This is a genomic window from Bacillus sp. 007/AIA-02/001, from assembly GCF_004634455.1.
GTDB classification, from domain to species: Bacteria; Bacillota; Bacilli; order Bacillales; family Bacillaceae_G; genus Bacillus_A; species Bacillus_A cereus.
This window is the reverse complement of the sequence record NZ_SEIY01000001.1, coordinates 601,012-616,869: the sequence shown is the minus strand read 5'-3', so window position 1 is coordinate 616,869 and position 15,858 is coordinate 601,012. Positions and strand designations below refer to the sequence as shown.

Sequence of the window (15,858 nt, the reverse complement as noted above, 5' to 3'; positions counted from 1 at the left end):
ATCAAATAGTTCTTAAAAAAGAACAACTTATCATACGATAAGTTGTTCTACTTTCCATGCTGTATCTTTCCAATTTCTAAAATAATTTCTTCATCTTTTTTCCCCGCTGTATCAATTCCAAGTTGCTTAGCGTGCTCAATTAATAAATCATGACGCTTCTCAAATCTAGCGGTATTTACTTCTTTCGTAACCTCTTCTTTTGTTTTCCCCTCAGTAGAAACTCCTAGTTTTTCTGCTGCTTTTTCCATTGATTTCTTCTCTTCTATTTCTTTTACTTTCTTCACTTCTGACTGTTGTATTTGCTTTTGTTTCAACTGCTCTGATTCAGCCGCAAAAGCTGTGTAAATTCCAGCACTTCCTCCAATAACTAATAAAGTGGTAAAAAGAATTATTTTTTTCTTCACTCTTTCCTCCCCCTTTCAAATTCATTATAACGTACATTTTTACAGCGTTAAAAACAATTATCCTTTATTTCCCTAAAAAAACATTTAATATTTTTATTGACATGTAAGATGAAAATATGATAAAAATTTAACTAACATCATATGAATCGGCGTTGATAGGATTTAGTAGTATTTCGATTTCTGATTTCAGAGAGCTGGTGGTCGGTGCGAACCAGTACAGAGCGAATTATGAATTACCCCCTGGAGCTTCTTTTACGAAACGTGAGGAGTAGTGAAAGACGGTTATAGACCGTTATGTCTAAAGAGTGGTGAAACGACACTGTTTCACAATTTAGGGTGGTACCGCGAATTTTTCGTCCCTGCATATATTGCAGGGGCGTTTTTTATTTTATAAGCGCATATCATATGACCCTTTATTTTGTGATACATTCATTTCACAAGCTAGGGTGGTACCGCGATTTCTTCGTCCCTGCATAATTATATGCAGGGACGTTTTTTTATCCAATCTTTTCCGTATCATATAGAAGAACAAACAATTACCGGTAATTTGTCACAAAATTCTAAATTTTAGAAGGAAATATACAATATTGGCGAATTTTATATAAAAAAGAGCTATTTCATATTACTTAGGAGGGGAAAACAATGGTTTCAAAAATTGAGTCTGTTCTTTTAACAATTTTTATCTTTTTCTGTATTGGTTTTAGTGTTATTCAATTAGAAGTTTCACCACACATCCCAATTTTATTTGGTATCGTTCTTTTATTAGCATTTGGATTCTTGAAGAGAATCTCTTGGTCTACTATGGAGAAAGGGATGATTAGTAGTATTTCAGCTGGTATTCCATCTATATTTATCTTCTTACTTGTAGGCGTATTAATTAGCGTTTGGATCGCAGCTGGAACTATTCCGACTTTAATGGTATACGGCTTCCAACTTGTATCTCCAAAAATTTTCGTTCCAACTGTTTTTGTTGTTTGTGCAATTGTTGGAACGAGTATCGGTAGTGCTTTTACAACTGCTGCAACTGTAGGACTTGCCTTTATGGGAATGGGTACTGCCCTTGGATACGATCCAGCTCTTATTGCTGGTGCAATTATTTCTGGTGCATTCTTCGGAGATAAAATGTCTCCTTTATCTGATACAACAAACTTAGCGCCTGCTGTAACGGGTGTAGATTTATTTGAACATATTCGTAACATGCTTTGGACAACAGTGCCAGCTTTCATTATTGCTTTTATCGCATTTTTCATTTTAGGAAGCGGATCTGATGGAAACGTTGATTTCTCAGCATTTATTAACACATTAGAAAAAAATACAACGATTTCTATCGTTACACTGATTCCTATTTTATTACTGTTCCTATTCGCATTTAAAAAGGTACCCGCAGTTCCAACATTACTTGCAGGAATTGTGGTAGGGATTATTATTCTCTTTATTTTTAAACCTAGCACTTCTTTAGCTGATTTAATTAAAATTATGCAAGACGGTTACGTTTCTAAAACTGGTATCAAAGATATTGATAGCTTATTATCTCGCGGTGGCCTGCAAAGTATGATGATGTCAATTGCTCTTATTTTTCTAGCTCTTTGTATGGGAGGATTATTACAAGGAATGGGTATTATAGCGCAGCTGATGAATATTATCTCTAGCTTCGTAAAAACTAGTACACGCTTAATTATTTCTACTGCTTCAACTGCAATTGGTGTAAACTTCTTACTCGGTGAGCAGTACTTATCCATCGTTTTAACAGGACAAGCATTTGCTAATAAATACGATGAAGTCGGTTTAGAACGTCGTAATTTATCACGAGTATTAGAAGATGCTGGTACAGTAATTAATCCACTCGTACCATGGGGTGTAAGTGGCGTATTCTTAACAAACGTTCTTAGCGTTCCAACATTCGATTACCTGCCATACGCAATCTTCTGTTTAGCGTGTCCAGTCGTAACCATTATCGTCGGCTTTACTGGATTCGGTCTTTCATGGAAAAAAGAAAAAGCAGTACCAGTTTCATAATATAACAAAAAGGATTACCAAATTGGTAATCCTTTTTATATTTCTCTACTATCTATTCGCTTTCTTTTTTCTAAATAACATAAGTAATCCCGCTCCAACAAACGCAAGACCAGCTCCAATTGTAGAAGCAATACTTGCACCTGTTTTCGGTAAATCACGTTCATCTTTTTCAGCTTCTTTATTTTCACTTACAGTTGTTGTTGTTTCTTTTGTATTTTGATCATCTGTTGTAGTTTGTCCAGATCCAGTATTGTTTCCATCTTGTTTTGGTTCATTACCATTATTACCTTCTTCTGTTGGTGGTGTTGGGTTTTCTCCATTACCTGTTGGCGGTGTTGTTGGATTTTCTCCACCACCTGTTGGCGGTGTCGTTGGATTTCCTTCACCAGTTTCTTTATCATCATTTTTCTTCGTTATATCAATTGCATATTTCGCAAATTCATTTTCAGATGGTCCAACATATGAAATCTTTCCATCTTTCTTTATATACTTTTGTGCATTTGGTGAAGAATCAAATGTTGTATTTAATTTATCTGCAACAATCGGTTTAAATGTCCAATTTTGATCAGCTGCTGGATCAATATCTTCTATTTTTTGCATATACTTCACAATGATTTGACGTGTTTCATCTTGTGATTGGTATACAACTTCCCCTTTACTTACACCTGGGAACGTTTGGCTACTTCCACGATAGTTATTTGTAGCGACGATGAACTCTTGCTTGTCAGCTACTAGCTTACCTTCATATGTCATATTTACAATACGATTAGCATTTGCATTTACAACTTTTCCATCTTTATCGTATTTCGCCGGTTGTGTTACATCAATTTCGTATTTTAAGCCATCTAAAATATCGAAGTTATATGTAGGATAGCCTATATTTACTAACGGCTGTTCTTCTGTTTTCTTTGGATCAATTTGATTAAACTGACCTGCAGACATTTCAAGCCATTCTTTCACTTGTGCCCCATTTACTTTTACAGCATATAACGTATTTGGATACACGTATAAATCTGCAACGTTTTTAATCGCTAACGTTCCAGCTGGAATATCCGTATAATATGTCGCACCGTTTCGGCCACCTGCTTTAAATGGTGCTCCTGCAGATAAAACTGGAATATCTTTAATCTTTTCGTATTCTGGTTTTTTAAGTTCTTGTTCTACATACCATTTTTGCGCATTTGTCACAATTTGTACGGAAGGATCATCTTGTACTAATGAAAAATAACTATTAATTGGTGCTTTCGTTTCACCTACATGTGTATTTACATATTCGATTGTCTTTTCATGTTCATCTTTAATTTCATTAACTAATTTTTGATCAGATTCTACTAATGGATTACCTTTACTATCAGCAATCGGACGAAGTTGCGGCTTAGACTGATCTTTTTGCACTTCCCATTTTCCGTTTACCTTTTTCAATTGCATATCAATAATACCTAAGTTACTACCAAAAACACCCGGCATTACAACTGGAACACCATTAAATACATCCTTCACTTCAGTATGTGAATGTCCCATTAATACTGCATTTACGCCAGGAACCTCTGTTAAATAATACGACGCGTTTTCCATACCAACGTTGTATCCACTTTTATCAACACCGGAATGAGCTAGTGCAACGATAACATCTGCACCTTCTGCTTTCATTTTTGGTACCATTTTCTTCGCTGTTTCAACTATATCTTTCGCTTTAACTTGTCCTTCTAAATTCGCTTTATCCCAATTCATAATTTGTGGTGGAACAAATCCCATTACACCAATTTTCACTATTTGTTTTTGGCCTGCTTCATCCACTACTTCTTTCTCTAAAATATGATATGGTCTATCAAAGTAATGCTCGTCATTCTCATCATTACCATCATGGTCATCTCTGTAGACATTCGAGTTAATAACCGGAATTTTTGTTTTACTAGTCACTTTCTTTAAATAATCTAAACCGTAGTTAAATTCATGATTCCCAAGAGAGATGACGTCATACTTCATTAAATTCATTACACGATATAATGGGTGTGTATAACTAGGATCCACACGATTCTTCTGATCTTTTATTTTATTTGCTACATAATCTCCAAGCGGTGTCCCTTGTAATGCATCCCCATCATCAAATAGGACAGAGTTTTTCACTTCTTCACGTGCTTTATTAACGAGTGTTGCAGTTTGTACGAGACCTACTTTATTATCTGTTTTCGTTTGATAATAATCGTAATTCATTAAGTTAACGTGAATATCTGATGTTTCTAGAATTCGTAAGTTAACTGTACTCTCCCTAGTTTGCTCATCCGCATGAGCTGTTGCTGGCAATACTTGCGGCGCTATAACACCAATAGCAAGAGTTGCTCCAGCTAGCATTTTTTTTGACTTTTTCACAAAAAATCCCCCTTATACAATTACCAGAAATAATGAAATGAATCCCTATCTGTCTCTAACCACATACCTTTTTTCTTCTATTAGAGACACAATTTTCATTTCACCCTGCGCTAACGAGTAGTCCCCTTAAACGCCCGATTGATGAAGACTATTAATTAATAGGAAATAAAGCTCCCACTCATTAAAGTTTCACCTTATCTGACATTATCATATATAAAGTTCTTTCCTATCGTCAATATTTTTTGACAAACTTCAACAAATTTTCTGTAAAGTTATTATAAACTTTTCATAAACATATAATATGCCCTTACATTGCTAATACTGCTGAATATGATACAATTACCAATTACAAGGAGGATGAATTTATGAAAAAAGTCATCTTAACAATTGTTTGTCTCCTCCTTCTGATCATTTCTTATTCTTATTTTGAAAAGAACGACGAGACAAAACAAAATGAATCTGAAGAAAAAACAGAAAAAACATCTGCCCCAAATTGGATTGATAAGCAAACAAACGAATCTTTTTATCATCTTGTATTAGGTGATTCACTCGCTAAAGGATATGGATCGACACAAGGTGGATTTGCTGAATTAGCTTCTAAGCAAATAGAAGCACAAATTCATAAACCAATTACAGTAGAAAACCTTGGGGTAAACGGTCTTACAACAGATCGTCTCGCTAAAAAAGTTCAATCAGAAGATGTAAAGGAAAAAATTAGAGCAGCAAATATAATTACAATTAATATTGGAGGAAATAATTTATTTCGTTTAAATCGTGATGTTGGTGTTATAGATGGTATAAAAATGTTAAATAAAGAAAAAGCCCATTTTGAAGCGGATATAAAAAGTATTGTAAAGACAGTTCGAGATCAAAATCCGGACGCTTTACTCATTCTCTCAGAACTCTATAACCCGTTACAACTCGATGACTCCATCGCAAGTTATGCAGATATGTTTTTAGATGGCTGGAATGAATCTGTTTATTCCATTTCCAAAGCAAATCAACCATCTATCGTTTTACCAATTCGCAAATTAATATCGAATGATAAAAAAGAGTTATTATTTGACCAAGTACACCCAAATGATAACGGCTATGCAATTATTGCCAATACATTTACAAAGCAAGTGTTATCCTACAAATATTAAAGCGACCATAAAACAATTCTATTTTTATAACATGTCTTTTTTGTTACAATGATAGTGGAAGGGGGCCTTTATATGGAATCACGCGAGTGGGAACGTATTGTTGATCATCTTCTTTCGCTAGTGCCTCTTTTTTATCGCAAATTTATGCTTCCTGGAGAATTTTCTTCTCAAAGACATATGCCGCCATCACATACACAAGTATTACTGCTTTTGCATGAAAACGGCACATTAGCAGTTTCCGAAATCGGCAAGCGGCTAGCGATTTCACGGCCTAACATGACACCTCTATTAAACAAACTTATTCAAGAAGAACTAATAGAGCGTCATTATAGCGAAAAAGATCGACGGGTCATTTTAATTTCCCTAACAGCTGAAGGGAAATTATTAGTAAATCAGTATCAGCAATTCATTTTAGACAAACTAAAAGAAAATTTCCAAACATTATCTGAGGAAGAGCGCGAAAAGCTCATTCATTCTCTTCAAACCATTCAAAATTTAATTTTGAAAACAAACGTATAAAGCTGCTTCTAAATAGAAGCAGCTTTATGATTCGTAATAATTACCATAGTATACATTGGAATATGGCCATGTTGTTAAATATGGTTTTTTTTCCTGTGTAGGCTGTTGTGTTGGTAATTGTGGTATTTGTGATAATTGCTGTAATTGTTGTTGCCGATATAATTCGTATTGTCTACTCGTATCATAAACCGGATAATAATTTACATATGGATATACTTGAGGTACGTAATAATAATACATTATCCTCTCCTCCTTTTTCTTAAACATATTCAAAGGAGAAAATGAATGTGACATTGTTTATAATTGTACAAGTGGTTCTCTCACTCGTTTCTTCCTTTTCTTCAAACGTAACTTACGGTTCTTTTCGTATAAATAATGCACAACGAAATATGAAATGAGACCAAACACAACTCCTAAAATCGTCATTCCAATTAATACATACACTTCACTTTGTAATAAGCTCTTTAATATCGTAAAAATGTGACTTGAAAACAAGTCCGATATCGTAAATGGTTCATGATGAATTTTCTGTACATGAAATGGATAAATCATTTTTCCTAGCGCATACGCAAGCGGAAATAAAAATACTGGGAGAAACGATATTTTCCCAATAATATTGCCAATAACTGCCGCAGGAAAAGATCCCTTTGCTAACCTGACGATTGGATAAAATATTACATATACGAGCGATGCCGTATAAATGACTAACATTTCTAAGCCGAATCCTATAGCAAACCCTAACGATACTTTCTTTGCGCCTTCTGGCGATCGAAGCAACTTATAATATTGAAACTTTAATATTCTCCACATCCGCTGGAAAAACGAATATGTTTTCTTAGTTGTTTTCACCCTCATCATCTCTTTAACTATATTTTTATATGTAGTATGTCCTTACACACTCTGAAAAACAAATTTAGTTTTCTCTTTTATTATAAATGATATCGAAATGGTTAACCAAATATACATCCGACATTTTAATATAAAAAAACCTCCCTTTTAGGAAGGCTCTTCTACATTTTTAAATAAACTCACTAATAACGCTTTTTGAGCATGCAATCGATTACCAGCTTGCTCAAAGACGATAGACTGCGGTCCATCTATAATTTCTCCTGTTACTTCTTCTTCACGATGGGCAGGTAAACAGTGTAAGAAACGATATGTTTGCTTCGCATGCTTAACAAGTTCGTTATTGATTTGGTAAGGTTGAAATAAAGTATACTTCTCTTCTTCGCCCTCTTGCCCCATGCTCATCCAAACGTCAGTATAAATGAAATCTGCTTCATTCACCGCTAATTCAGGATCATGCAAAACTTCAATTTCAGCTCCTGTTTCCTTGGCAATTGCTAACGCTTTTTTTACAATCTCTTCATTCGGTTCATACCCTACAGGCGTTGCCACAGTCATATGCATTCCGACTTTTGCACTCGCTAGCAACAATGAATGACATACATTATTTCCGTCACCTACGTAAGCCAATTTTATTCCTTTAAATGCATTTATTTCTTCGTATATCGTCATAAGGTCTGCCAATGCTTGACAAGGATGGTGATCATCCGTTAAACCGTTAATAACAGGAATACTCGATTCTTTTGCAAGCTCTTCTACATCCGCGTGTGAGAATGTACGTATCATGATCCCGTCAATATACTGCGATAATACTTTCGCAGTATCTGAAACGCTTTCTCCTCTTCCCATTTGCATCTCTTTCCCACTTAAAAACATACCATGTCCCCCGAGCTGTACCATTCCTGCTTCAAAAGATACACGAGTACGAGTTGAATGCTTATCAAAAATAAGCCCTAATATTTTGCCTTGTAATAAAGGCTCTTGCTTATTCTTTTTTAAATATATAGCGAACTCAATTAAAGAAATAATTTCTTCTTTCGTTAATTCTTCTAGTGTTAAAAGATCTTTCGTATTTAATTTCGGTACTTGTACAGTTGACATGAGACTTCCCCCTTATATGATTGATACGTTTTTTGTACAAACTACTTTTTTTATTATATATACTGCCTGTTCTAACTCTTCATTCGTGACAATGAGTGGCGGTAATAGTCTTATCACATTAGGACCTGCTTGTAATACGAGAAGTCCTTCGTTTTCTAGTTGTTCTATAAAACTTGCAACTTCATGCTTACACTCAATCCCAATCATAAGCCCCTTACCACGTATATTTTGAATACATTCGACATGCTGTAATTCCTCTTGCAACTTCTCTAATACGTACTCGCCTTTTTCTTGTACTTCTTTTAAAAACGATGGTTTTTTACTTACTTGCAATACTTCTTTCGCTGCAGCCATCGCGATGTAATTCCCGCCAAAAGTTGAACCGTGTGATCCTGCAGGAAACGACGCTCCGAGCTCTTTCCGGCCAATCATCGCTCCGACAGGAATCCCATTCCCAAGCGCCTTTGCAACGGTAACGATATCAGGCTCTATTCCCACTTGTTCATAAGCGAATAGTGTTCCAGTTCTTCCTATCCCCGTTTGTACTTCGTCTATAATAAATAAGGAACCGAACTTATTACATAATATTTCAATCTCTTTCAAAAAAGATAGATCAGCAGGTATTACTCCTCCCTCTCCTTGAACAACTTCTACCATTACCGCCGCAACTTCTTCATTCATTACTTCCTCTAATGCTTTAATATCGTTAAAAGGGATATGTAAAAAAGATGGAAGTAATGGACCAAATCCTTCTTTTACCTTATCTTGGCCCGTTGCACTCATCGTTCCAAATGTTCTACCGTGAAAAGACTGCTGGCATGTTACGACGAGAGATTTTCCAGTATGCTTACGTGCTAACTTTAAAGCCGCTTCATTTGCCTCTGCCCCACTATTACAGAAAAACACATAATCTAATTCTCTATTTTCTGTTAATAATGACGCAACTTCTTCTTGCAAGCTGTTTGTAAACAGGTTAGATATATGCCATATATCATCAAGTTGCTCTTGTACACCTTTGAGAACAGTAGGGTGACAATGTCCTAAATTACATACGCCAATTCCTGATGTGAAATCTAAATATTCCTTACCGTTATTATCAATAACTTTCGTTCCAGTTCCCTTTACAAACTCAATAGTTCTTCTGCCATACGTTTGAAAAAGATGACTCGTCATGCAATACTCACACCTTTCGTTACCGTCGTTCCAATACACTCTCCCGTAACCTCAGTAAAATCTTTTGTACCATTCACAATACTTATCTTTTGCACTCCCATTTTTAATGATGCTAGTGCCGCCTGTACTTTCGGAATCATCCCACCTGTAATAACACCTGTTTCTATAAAAGTAGCAATTTCAGATTCATCCGTTTCCTTTACCAAATTCCCTTCATGTAATATTCCATCTACATCCGTAATAAAAATAAGCTCTTTTGCCCCTAACGCAGCCGCAATCCCAGCTGCAGCATTGTCCGCATTTATGTTATAAACTTCATTACCATTTACCCCGATTGGAGCAATAACAGGAATATACTCCATATTCATTAATCCTTTTAATAAGGCTGTTTCTACATAACTTACTTCCCCCACATATCCTATCTCTTCACTGACAGGTTGAACTTGAAGTAAATTGCCGTCACATCCTGAACAACCTACCGCAAGTAAATTATGCTTTTGTAAATTCATTACGAGTTTTTTATTCGTACTTCCGCATAGCACCATTTGAACAACATCCATAACTTCTTTTGGTGTTACGCGTAATCCATCTCTTTTTTCTACGTTGATGTTACAATCTTTTAATTTGGCATCAATTTCTGGCCCACCACCATGAACAATCACTACTTTATACTTCTGTTGCAATTTCTTTATACATTCAAAAAACACAGCTTTTAATTGATTCAACATACTACCGCCGCATTTCACTACAATATATTCGCTCATCTTCTCTCTCCTTATGTACGATAACAAGCGTTTATTTTCACATATTCATAGCTTAAGTCACAGCCCCAAGCTGATCCTGTCTCTTCTCCTAAGTGTAAGTACACATTAATGACTATTTCATCTTCTTGTAATCTCTCTTTCATTTCTTCTTCAGAAAATGTTTGAGGCTCACTATTTTTTAATACCAATATAGATTGAAGAGTAATGTCAATTGTATTCGGACTAATAGCTACTTCACTTTGTCCAATACTGCTAATAATTCGTCCCCAGTTTGGGTCTTCACCATGTATTGCTGTTTTCACAAGACTCGAACCGACTATTTGCTTTGCAATTTTTTTTGCCTCTTCATTCGTTTGAGCTCCTAGCACATTTACTTCTATTAACTTCGTAGCGCCTTCACCATCTTGCGCAATTTTTTTTGCTAAATCTTCACATACCTTCTGTAAAGCACATACGAAAGTTTCCCAATCTGTATGTTCCATATTTATCGGCCTTGTTTCTGATAATCCACTTGCCATAACGATGACCATATCATTCGTAGAAGTATCTCCATCTACCGTAATTTGATTAAATGTATGATTCGTAATTTGGGATAATGCCGTTTGCAATACGTCATGCTCTATATGAGCATCTGTCGTAATAAAACTAAGCATCGTTGCCATATTCGGATGAATCATCCCTGAACCTTTTGCAACACCCGCAATCGTCACTTTCTTCCCATCAATAATCATTTCATAGCAAGTTTCTTTCGTTATGAGATCCGTCGTTAAAATTGCTTCAGAAAAAGAATATGCTTCACTTTCTTCCTTCGTCGGTATAAGAGTTGCAACTCCCTTTCGGATTATATCCATCGGCAGCGGAACACCAATTACACCTGTTGAAGCTACTGCAACGTAATTTTCTTTCAATCCAAAATGTTCCGCCCCTAATGTGCGCATCTCGTATGCGTCTTGTAATCCTTTCATTCCAGTACAAGCATTTGCATTTCCACTATTAACGATAATTGCTTGTAACTTCCCTTCTGCCGTTATACTATCCTTCGTTACTTGCAAAGGGGCTGCTTGTATTTGATTCGTTGTATACACAGCGGCACATGATGCTGGTACGTCACAAACGATTGCCCCTAAATCCTTTTTCTCCTTTTTCAGACCATTTGCAGTACCAATTGCCGAAAAGCCTTTCGGCGTTACAATTGAACCATTTTCTAATTTTGTAATAGACGCTACTTTAATCATCATGTCCCCCTTATAGATAAAGCGGCATATGTTGTAAACCTGTTGTCTCTTCTAGTCCCGCTATTATGTTTGCATTTTGAATCGCTTGCCCAGCCGCGCCTTTCATCATATTGTCTATAACAGAAACGACCGTAACTCTTTCTGTTCTTTCATCGTAAGCTATGCCAATATCACAATAATTTGAGCCTCTCACTTCTTTTGGACTTGGAAATTTCCCTTGCGTACAAATTCGGATGAAAGGCGATTGTTCATACGTTTCTTCATACAATTTTTGAAGTTGCTTTATTTCCATCTTTTGTTTTACTTTTGCATAAAGTGTAATCATGATTCCTCGTGATATCGGTATTAAATGTGTGCTAAATGTAATTGGCTGTAATTCACTATTCCATTCTGTAAGCATTTGCTCAATCTCTGGAACGTGCTGATGCTGGTTTACTTTATAGATGTGTAAGTTATCGTATAGCTCAGGAAAATGAGTCATTGTTGTTGGTGTTTTACCTGCTCCTGATACCCCTGATTTCGCGTCAATAATAATCGAATCTTCTTCAATCCTGCTACTACGTACTAACGGTGCTATCGCTAGCAATGTGGCTGTAGCAAAACATCCTGGGTTTGCAATTAAATTTGCCTTTTGAATCTTAGTCCTTTTCCATTCACTTAACCCATACACTGCTTTTCTAAGAATTTCTTCTTTCGCTGCTGGCCTTTTATACCACAGTTCATATGACGAAGGATCTATCATACGAAAGTCTCCAGATAGGTCAATTACTTTTAAACCTTCTGCTAATAACTTGGGAGTTAACTCCGCCGATACTCCTGCTGGTGTTGCTAGAAATACGATTTCTGCTTCTTTCCCTATTGTCTCCACATCAATTTCTTGTAACGTATGAACGAGGACATTCCGAAGATGCGGATATACATTTGTTATACACTCACCAACTTGTGAAAAAGAATGAAGAGATGCTATAGAAAAATATGGATGTTGTTCTAATAAACGAATTAACTCAATGCCCCCATATCCAGTGGCTCCAATAATTGCGACTTTCATAAGTTCCTCCTCAAATCGATTCTTTAAATTAAGTATGATTATAATATTGTATATTTATAGAGTCAATTAAATATTTATAAATTTTTAAAAGTAAAAAAACTTAATTTTACTAGAAAAATATTACACACAACCGAATTTTTATACAAAAATAGTGCATGGTAGTTTTTTTATTTCACTTCAAGTACAATAAAACAATACATACGTACATACAGGCGGGAAAAAATATGAACGAAAAATTAATTGAGAAAATGATTATAAAAAGTTTTCAGCAATATCAATGCAGTCCAATATCAAAAGAAGATCAGGAAATGCTAGTGAAACATATTCAAACGATGACTCATTCAAATATTGAAATTGATTTATACGAGGAGATTGAGGATATTGTTTATGATTATGTGACTGGAAAACAATAAAAAATAGGAGATTTCCATGTGGAAATCTCCTATTTTTTACTTAATGATTTACCTGCTACACGTTCAAATAAACCTGGAAATAAAGCATAAAGTTTCGGGCCAATTCCCATCCACTTCGGTAAGTTTACTTCACGTTTTTTCGTGTGCATCGACTTTACGATTTGTTCTGCTACGTATGTTGGTTTTAACATGTAACGTCCCATATTCTTTACATATGTACCAGATTGATCCGCTATTTCAAAAAAGTTTGTATCTATCGGACCTGGATTAATTGCTGTAACATAAATATCTGTATTCGCTAATTCCATGCGTAAACTATTCGTAAATCCTAATACAGCATGTTTCGTTGCTGCATACGCACTTGATTTCGGAGTTGCAATTTTTCCGGCAAGGGAAGCAATATTAATAATATGTCCTTCGTTCTTGTTTACCATATAAGGTAGTACCGCTTTCGTACATGCTACTAATCCAAATACATTTACTTGGAACATATCTTTCACTTCATCCATTGACGCATCTTCAAACGTTTTAAAAATACCAAATCCCGCATTGTTTACTAATATATCAATACGTCCTACTTCTTGTAATACCTTTGAAAAAACAGACTGTACTTCCATCTCTTCACTTACATCTAATACATAATAATAGCAAGGCGTATTATAAGTTTCTTTAATTTTGTCTACTAACGCTTGTAGTTTCTCTTCTGTTCGAGCCATTAATACTGGAGTCGCTCCCTGTGCTGCAACTTGCATTGCAACTTGCTCACCAATCCCACTAGAAGCACCTGTAATGACGATTACTTTATTTTGTAAACGTCCTGTCATTGCTGTCACCTACTTTGCATAATAAATCAATTGTTGCGATGACTCATCAATCATCACTTGTTGATTATATGCTAAATAGTCCAATTGTCCAACCGTTTCTGAAATAGTAAGTGGTAATTGTTCTTTATATAATACCGGAAATAGTTTTACACATACTTCAAATGCTGTCATTGGTTTTTCCTTTAATAACTCAAGTACTTTAAAAGCACGTGTTTCTTGCTTTTGTAATCTCGTTTCAATAAGTTGTTTCACATTTAGAACATCTTCCCCATGCCCTGATAAAATGCGTGAAATATTCATTTCGCTTAAACGCTGTAATGTTTGATTATATTGTAGTAATGGGCGTGCCCGTTCTGTTTGCCCTTCATATGGTGGTTCTAGTATTGGATTCGAAGAAATATGACTGATGAGAGCATCTCCACCAATTAATATTCCATCAGATTCTCTATATAAAGAAATATGAGTAGAAGCATGACCTGGTGTTTCAATTACTATAAATCCAGGCAAAGAATCAATACGATCTCCTTCTCTCACAGTATGCGTTAACGATCTATTACAAGAATATTTAAGTGTCCTCGTCGTCAATAACGACTCGTCTTTCAAAAATGCTGCTGGCACACCAAACTGTAAGGCCGTCTCTCTAAAAAATTCATGATACCGCTTTAAAAATTTTGGATTTTGTGTGATCCAAGGCTCATTCCAAGGATGTCCAATAATATTCGTCTTCTCAGAAAATATATTTAAAAGTCCACAATGATCTGCATGATGATGCGTAATGACTACTGTTTCAATATCTTCTATCGTATGTCCTAATGCACCTAATTGACTTTCTAACGCATTCCTTGCCTCTTCTGTATTCGTCCCTGTATCAATTAATGTTAATGTCTCCCCCTCAACTAAAAACACATTCACAGTTTCCACTGCAAATGGTACAGGAATCTCCATTCGGTGAATCGCCGTCATGCTTAGCCCCCCTGTCTCTTTCCGGTTCAAAAATGAATACTTCTTCAGTTTACAACTTCTATATATATTTGTCATTATTTTCAGATAAAAAGAGGTGTTTCCTATAAAAAAACGAATGTATGTACATTTATAAGAATTTCTAACCAAAATTAAAGGAGGAACATCATGTCTATTCAAAACATTTCCTTTCTCGGTGCAGGCTCTATTGCCGAAGCTATTATTGGTGGCTTGTTACATGCAAATGTCGTTAAAGGTGAACAAATTACTGTAAGTAATCGTTCTAACGAGATAAGATTACAAGAGCTACATAAAAAATACGGTGTCAAAGGTACTCATAATAAAAAAGAATTACTTACTGATGCAAATATTCTTTTTCTAGCAATGAAACCAAAGGATGTTGCAGAGGCGCTTACCCCTTTTAAAGAATACATAAATAATAACGTGCTTATTATTTCATTACTAGCAGGTGTTTCTACTCACTCAATTAGAAAACTACTTCAAAAAGACGTTCCAATTATTCGTGCAATGCCAAATACATCCGCAGCCATTTTAAAATCAGCTACCGCTATCTCCCCTTCAAAACATGCAACAGCGGAACATATTCACACTGCAACATCTTTATTTGAAACGATTGGTCTCGTCTCTGTTGTAGAGGAAGAAGATATGCATGCTGTCACTGCATTATCCGGAAGTGGACCTGCTTATATTTATTACGTAGTGGAAGCTATGGAAGAAGCTGCAACAAAAATTGGTTTAAAAGAAGATATTGCAAAATCACTTATTCTTCAAACGATGATTGGTGCTGCTGAAATGTTAAAAGCAAGTGACAAACACCCTTCTATTTTGCGAAAGGAAATTACTTCTCCTGGTGGAACTACTGAGGCAGGTATTGAAGTATTACAAGAACATAAATTTCAACAAGCACTTGTTTCTTGTATTACACAGGCAACGAAACGATCACATAATCTTGGAAAAACATTAGAACAACTAACAAAAGAAAAATAGAAAAAGGAGCTCAAGTTTATTTGAGCTCCTTT

At 35.5% G+C, this 15,858-nt stretch carries 16 protein-coding genes and 1 other annotated feature; of the genes, 5 read left to right on the top strand and 11 right to left on the bottom strand.

Annotation, left to right across the window (positions count from 1 at the left end):
- Nucleotides 1-47: 47 nt before the first annotated feature.
- Entirely contained in the window at nt 48-404 is a 357-nt protein-coding gene (locus ES895_RS03335; protein WP_000726901.1) for a hypothetical protein, read from the bottom strand.
- Nucleotides 405-547: 143 nt separating this feature from the next.
- Nucleotides 548-768, top strand: a binding site (T-box leader).
- A gap of 278 nt (nt 769-1,046) precedes the next feature.
- Here ES895_RS03335 and nhaC point away from each other — a divergent pair.
- The gene (gene nhaC / locus ES895_RS03330; RefSeq protein WP_000253735.1) at nt 1,047-2,420 is read left to right on the top strand and encodes a Na+/H+ antiporter NhaC; all 1,374 of its coding nucleotides are present in this window, start codon (nt 1,047-1,049) and stop codon (nt 2,418-2,420) included.
- Nucleotides 2,421-2,468: 48 nt separating this feature from the next.
- Here nhaC and cpdB read toward each other — a convergent pair whose 3' ends face one another.
- Nucleotides 2,469-4,790, bottom strand: a complete 2,322-nt coding sequence (gene cpdB, locus ES895_RS03325) for a bifunctional 2',3'-cyclic-nucleotide 2'-phosphodiesterase/3'-nucleotidase (RefSeq protein WP_135238162.1) — start codon at nt 4,788-4,790, stop codon at nt 2,469-2,471.
- Nucleotides 4,791-5,155: 365 nt separating this feature from the next.
- Between cpdB and ES895_RS03320 the strand changes: the two genes are divergently transcribed.
- Both ES895_RS03320 and ES895_RS03315 read left to right on the top strand, forming a co-directional pair.
- Nucleotides 5,156-5,935, top strand: coding sequence for a GDSL-type esterase/lipase family protein (locus ES895_RS03320; RefSeq protein WP_000755850.1), 780 nt, complete (start codon nt 5,156-5,158; stop codon nt 5,933-5,935).
- Between the two features lie 72 nt (nt 5,936-6,007).
- Nucleotides 6,008-6,454 (top strand): MarR family winged helix-turn-helix transcriptional regulator, encoded by a 447-nt coding sequence (locus tag ES895_RS03315; RefSeq protein ID WP_000445819.1) that lies wholly within the window; start codon nt 6,008-6,010, stop codon nt 6,452-6,454.
- A 24-nt stretch (nt 6,455-6,478) separates the two neighbouring features.
- On the opposite strand, the gene ES895_RS03310 is transcribed toward ES895_RS03315, so the two are convergent.
- The 7 genes from ES895_RS03310 to argC all read right to left on the bottom strand — a co-directional run bounded on the left by ES895_RS03310 (nt 6,479) and on the right by argC (nt 12,621).
- Nucleotides 6,479-6,694, bottom strand: a complete 216-nt coding sequence (locus ES895_RS03310; RefSeq protein WP_000291957.1) for a hypothetical protein — start codon at nt 6,692-6,694, stop codon at nt 6,479-6,481.
- A 57-nt stretch (nt 6,695-6,751) separates the two neighbouring features.
- Nucleotides 6,752-7,312, bottom strand: coding sequence for a DUF2062 domain-containing protein (locus ES895_RS03305; protein ID WP_002005691.1), 561 nt, complete (start codon nt 7,310-7,312; stop codon nt 6,752-6,754).
- Nucleotides 7,313-7,450: 138 nt separating this feature from the next.
- Entirely contained in the window at nt 7,451-8,401 is a 951-nt protein-coding gene (gene argF / locus ES895_RS03300) for an ornithine carbamoyltransferase (RefSeq protein ID WP_135238161.1), read from the bottom strand.
- Nucleotides 8,402-8,413: 12 nt separating this feature from the next.
- Nucleotides 8,414-9,574, bottom strand: a complete 1,161-nt coding sequence (locus ES895_RS03295; protein WP_000200558.1) for an acetylornithine transaminase — start codon at nt 9,572-9,574, stop codon at nt 8,414-8,416.
- Nucleotides 9,571-10,338, bottom strand: a complete 768-nt coding sequence (argB, locus tag ES895_RS03290; protein ID WP_000006080.1) for an acetylglutamate kinase — start codon at nt 10,336-10,338, stop codon at nt 9,571-9,573. Before argB ends, ES895_RS03295 begins: the two co-directional genes overlap by 4 nt.
- 11 nt (nt 10,339-10,349) lie before the next feature.
- Nucleotides 10,350-11,573, bottom strand: a complete 1,224-nt coding sequence (gene argJ / locus ES895_RS03285; protein WP_000598389.1) for a bifunctional glutamate N-acetyltransferase/amino-acid acetyltransferase ArgJ — start codon at nt 11,571-11,573, stop codon at nt 10,350-10,352.
- A 10-nt stretch (nt 11,574-11,583) separates the two neighbouring features.
- Complete coding sequence (argC, locus tag ES895_RS03280) at nt 11,584-12,621, bottom strand: N-acetyl-gamma-glutamyl-phosphate reductase (protein WP_000861254.1); 1,038 nt, start codon at nt 12,619-12,621, stop codon at nt 11,584-11,586.
- 224 nt (nt 12,622-12,845) lie between these two features.
- Here argC and ES895_RS03275 point away from each other — a divergent pair, with 224 nt between their 5' ends.
- Nucleotides 12,846-13,034: a YqzH family protein gene (locus tag ES895_RS03275; RefSeq protein ID WP_001003220.1), complete on the top strand. Its 189-nt coding sequence runs from the start codon at nt 12,846-12,848 to the stop codon at nt 13,032-13,034.
- Between the two features lie 29 nt (nt 13,035-13,063).
- Here the strand turns inward: ES895_RS03275 and ES895_RS03270 are convergent, their stop codons facing one another.
- Both ES895_RS03270 and ES895_RS03265 read right to left on the bottom strand, forming a co-directional pair.
- On the bottom strand, nt 13,064-13,858 hold the full coding sequence (locus ES895_RS03270; RefSeq protein WP_000147791.1) for an SDR family NAD(P)-dependent oxidoreductase: 795 nt from the start codon (nt 13,856-13,858) through the stop codon (nt 13,064-13,066).
- Nucleotides 13,859-13,867: 9 nt separating this feature from the next.
- Entirely contained in the window at nt 13,868-14,821 is a 954-nt protein-coding gene (locus ES895_RS03265) for an MBL fold metallo-hydrolase (protein WP_135238160.1), read from the bottom strand.
- A gap of 165 nt (nt 14,822-14,986) precedes the next feature.
- On the opposite strand from ES895_RS03265, the gene proI reads away from it, so the two are divergent.
- Entirely contained in the window at nt 14,987-15,826 is an 840-nt protein-coding gene (gene proI, locus ES895_RS03260; RefSeq protein ID WP_098279402.1) for a pyrroline-5-carboxylate reductase ProI, read from the top strand.
- Nucleotides 15,827-15,858: the final 32 nt, after the last annotated feature.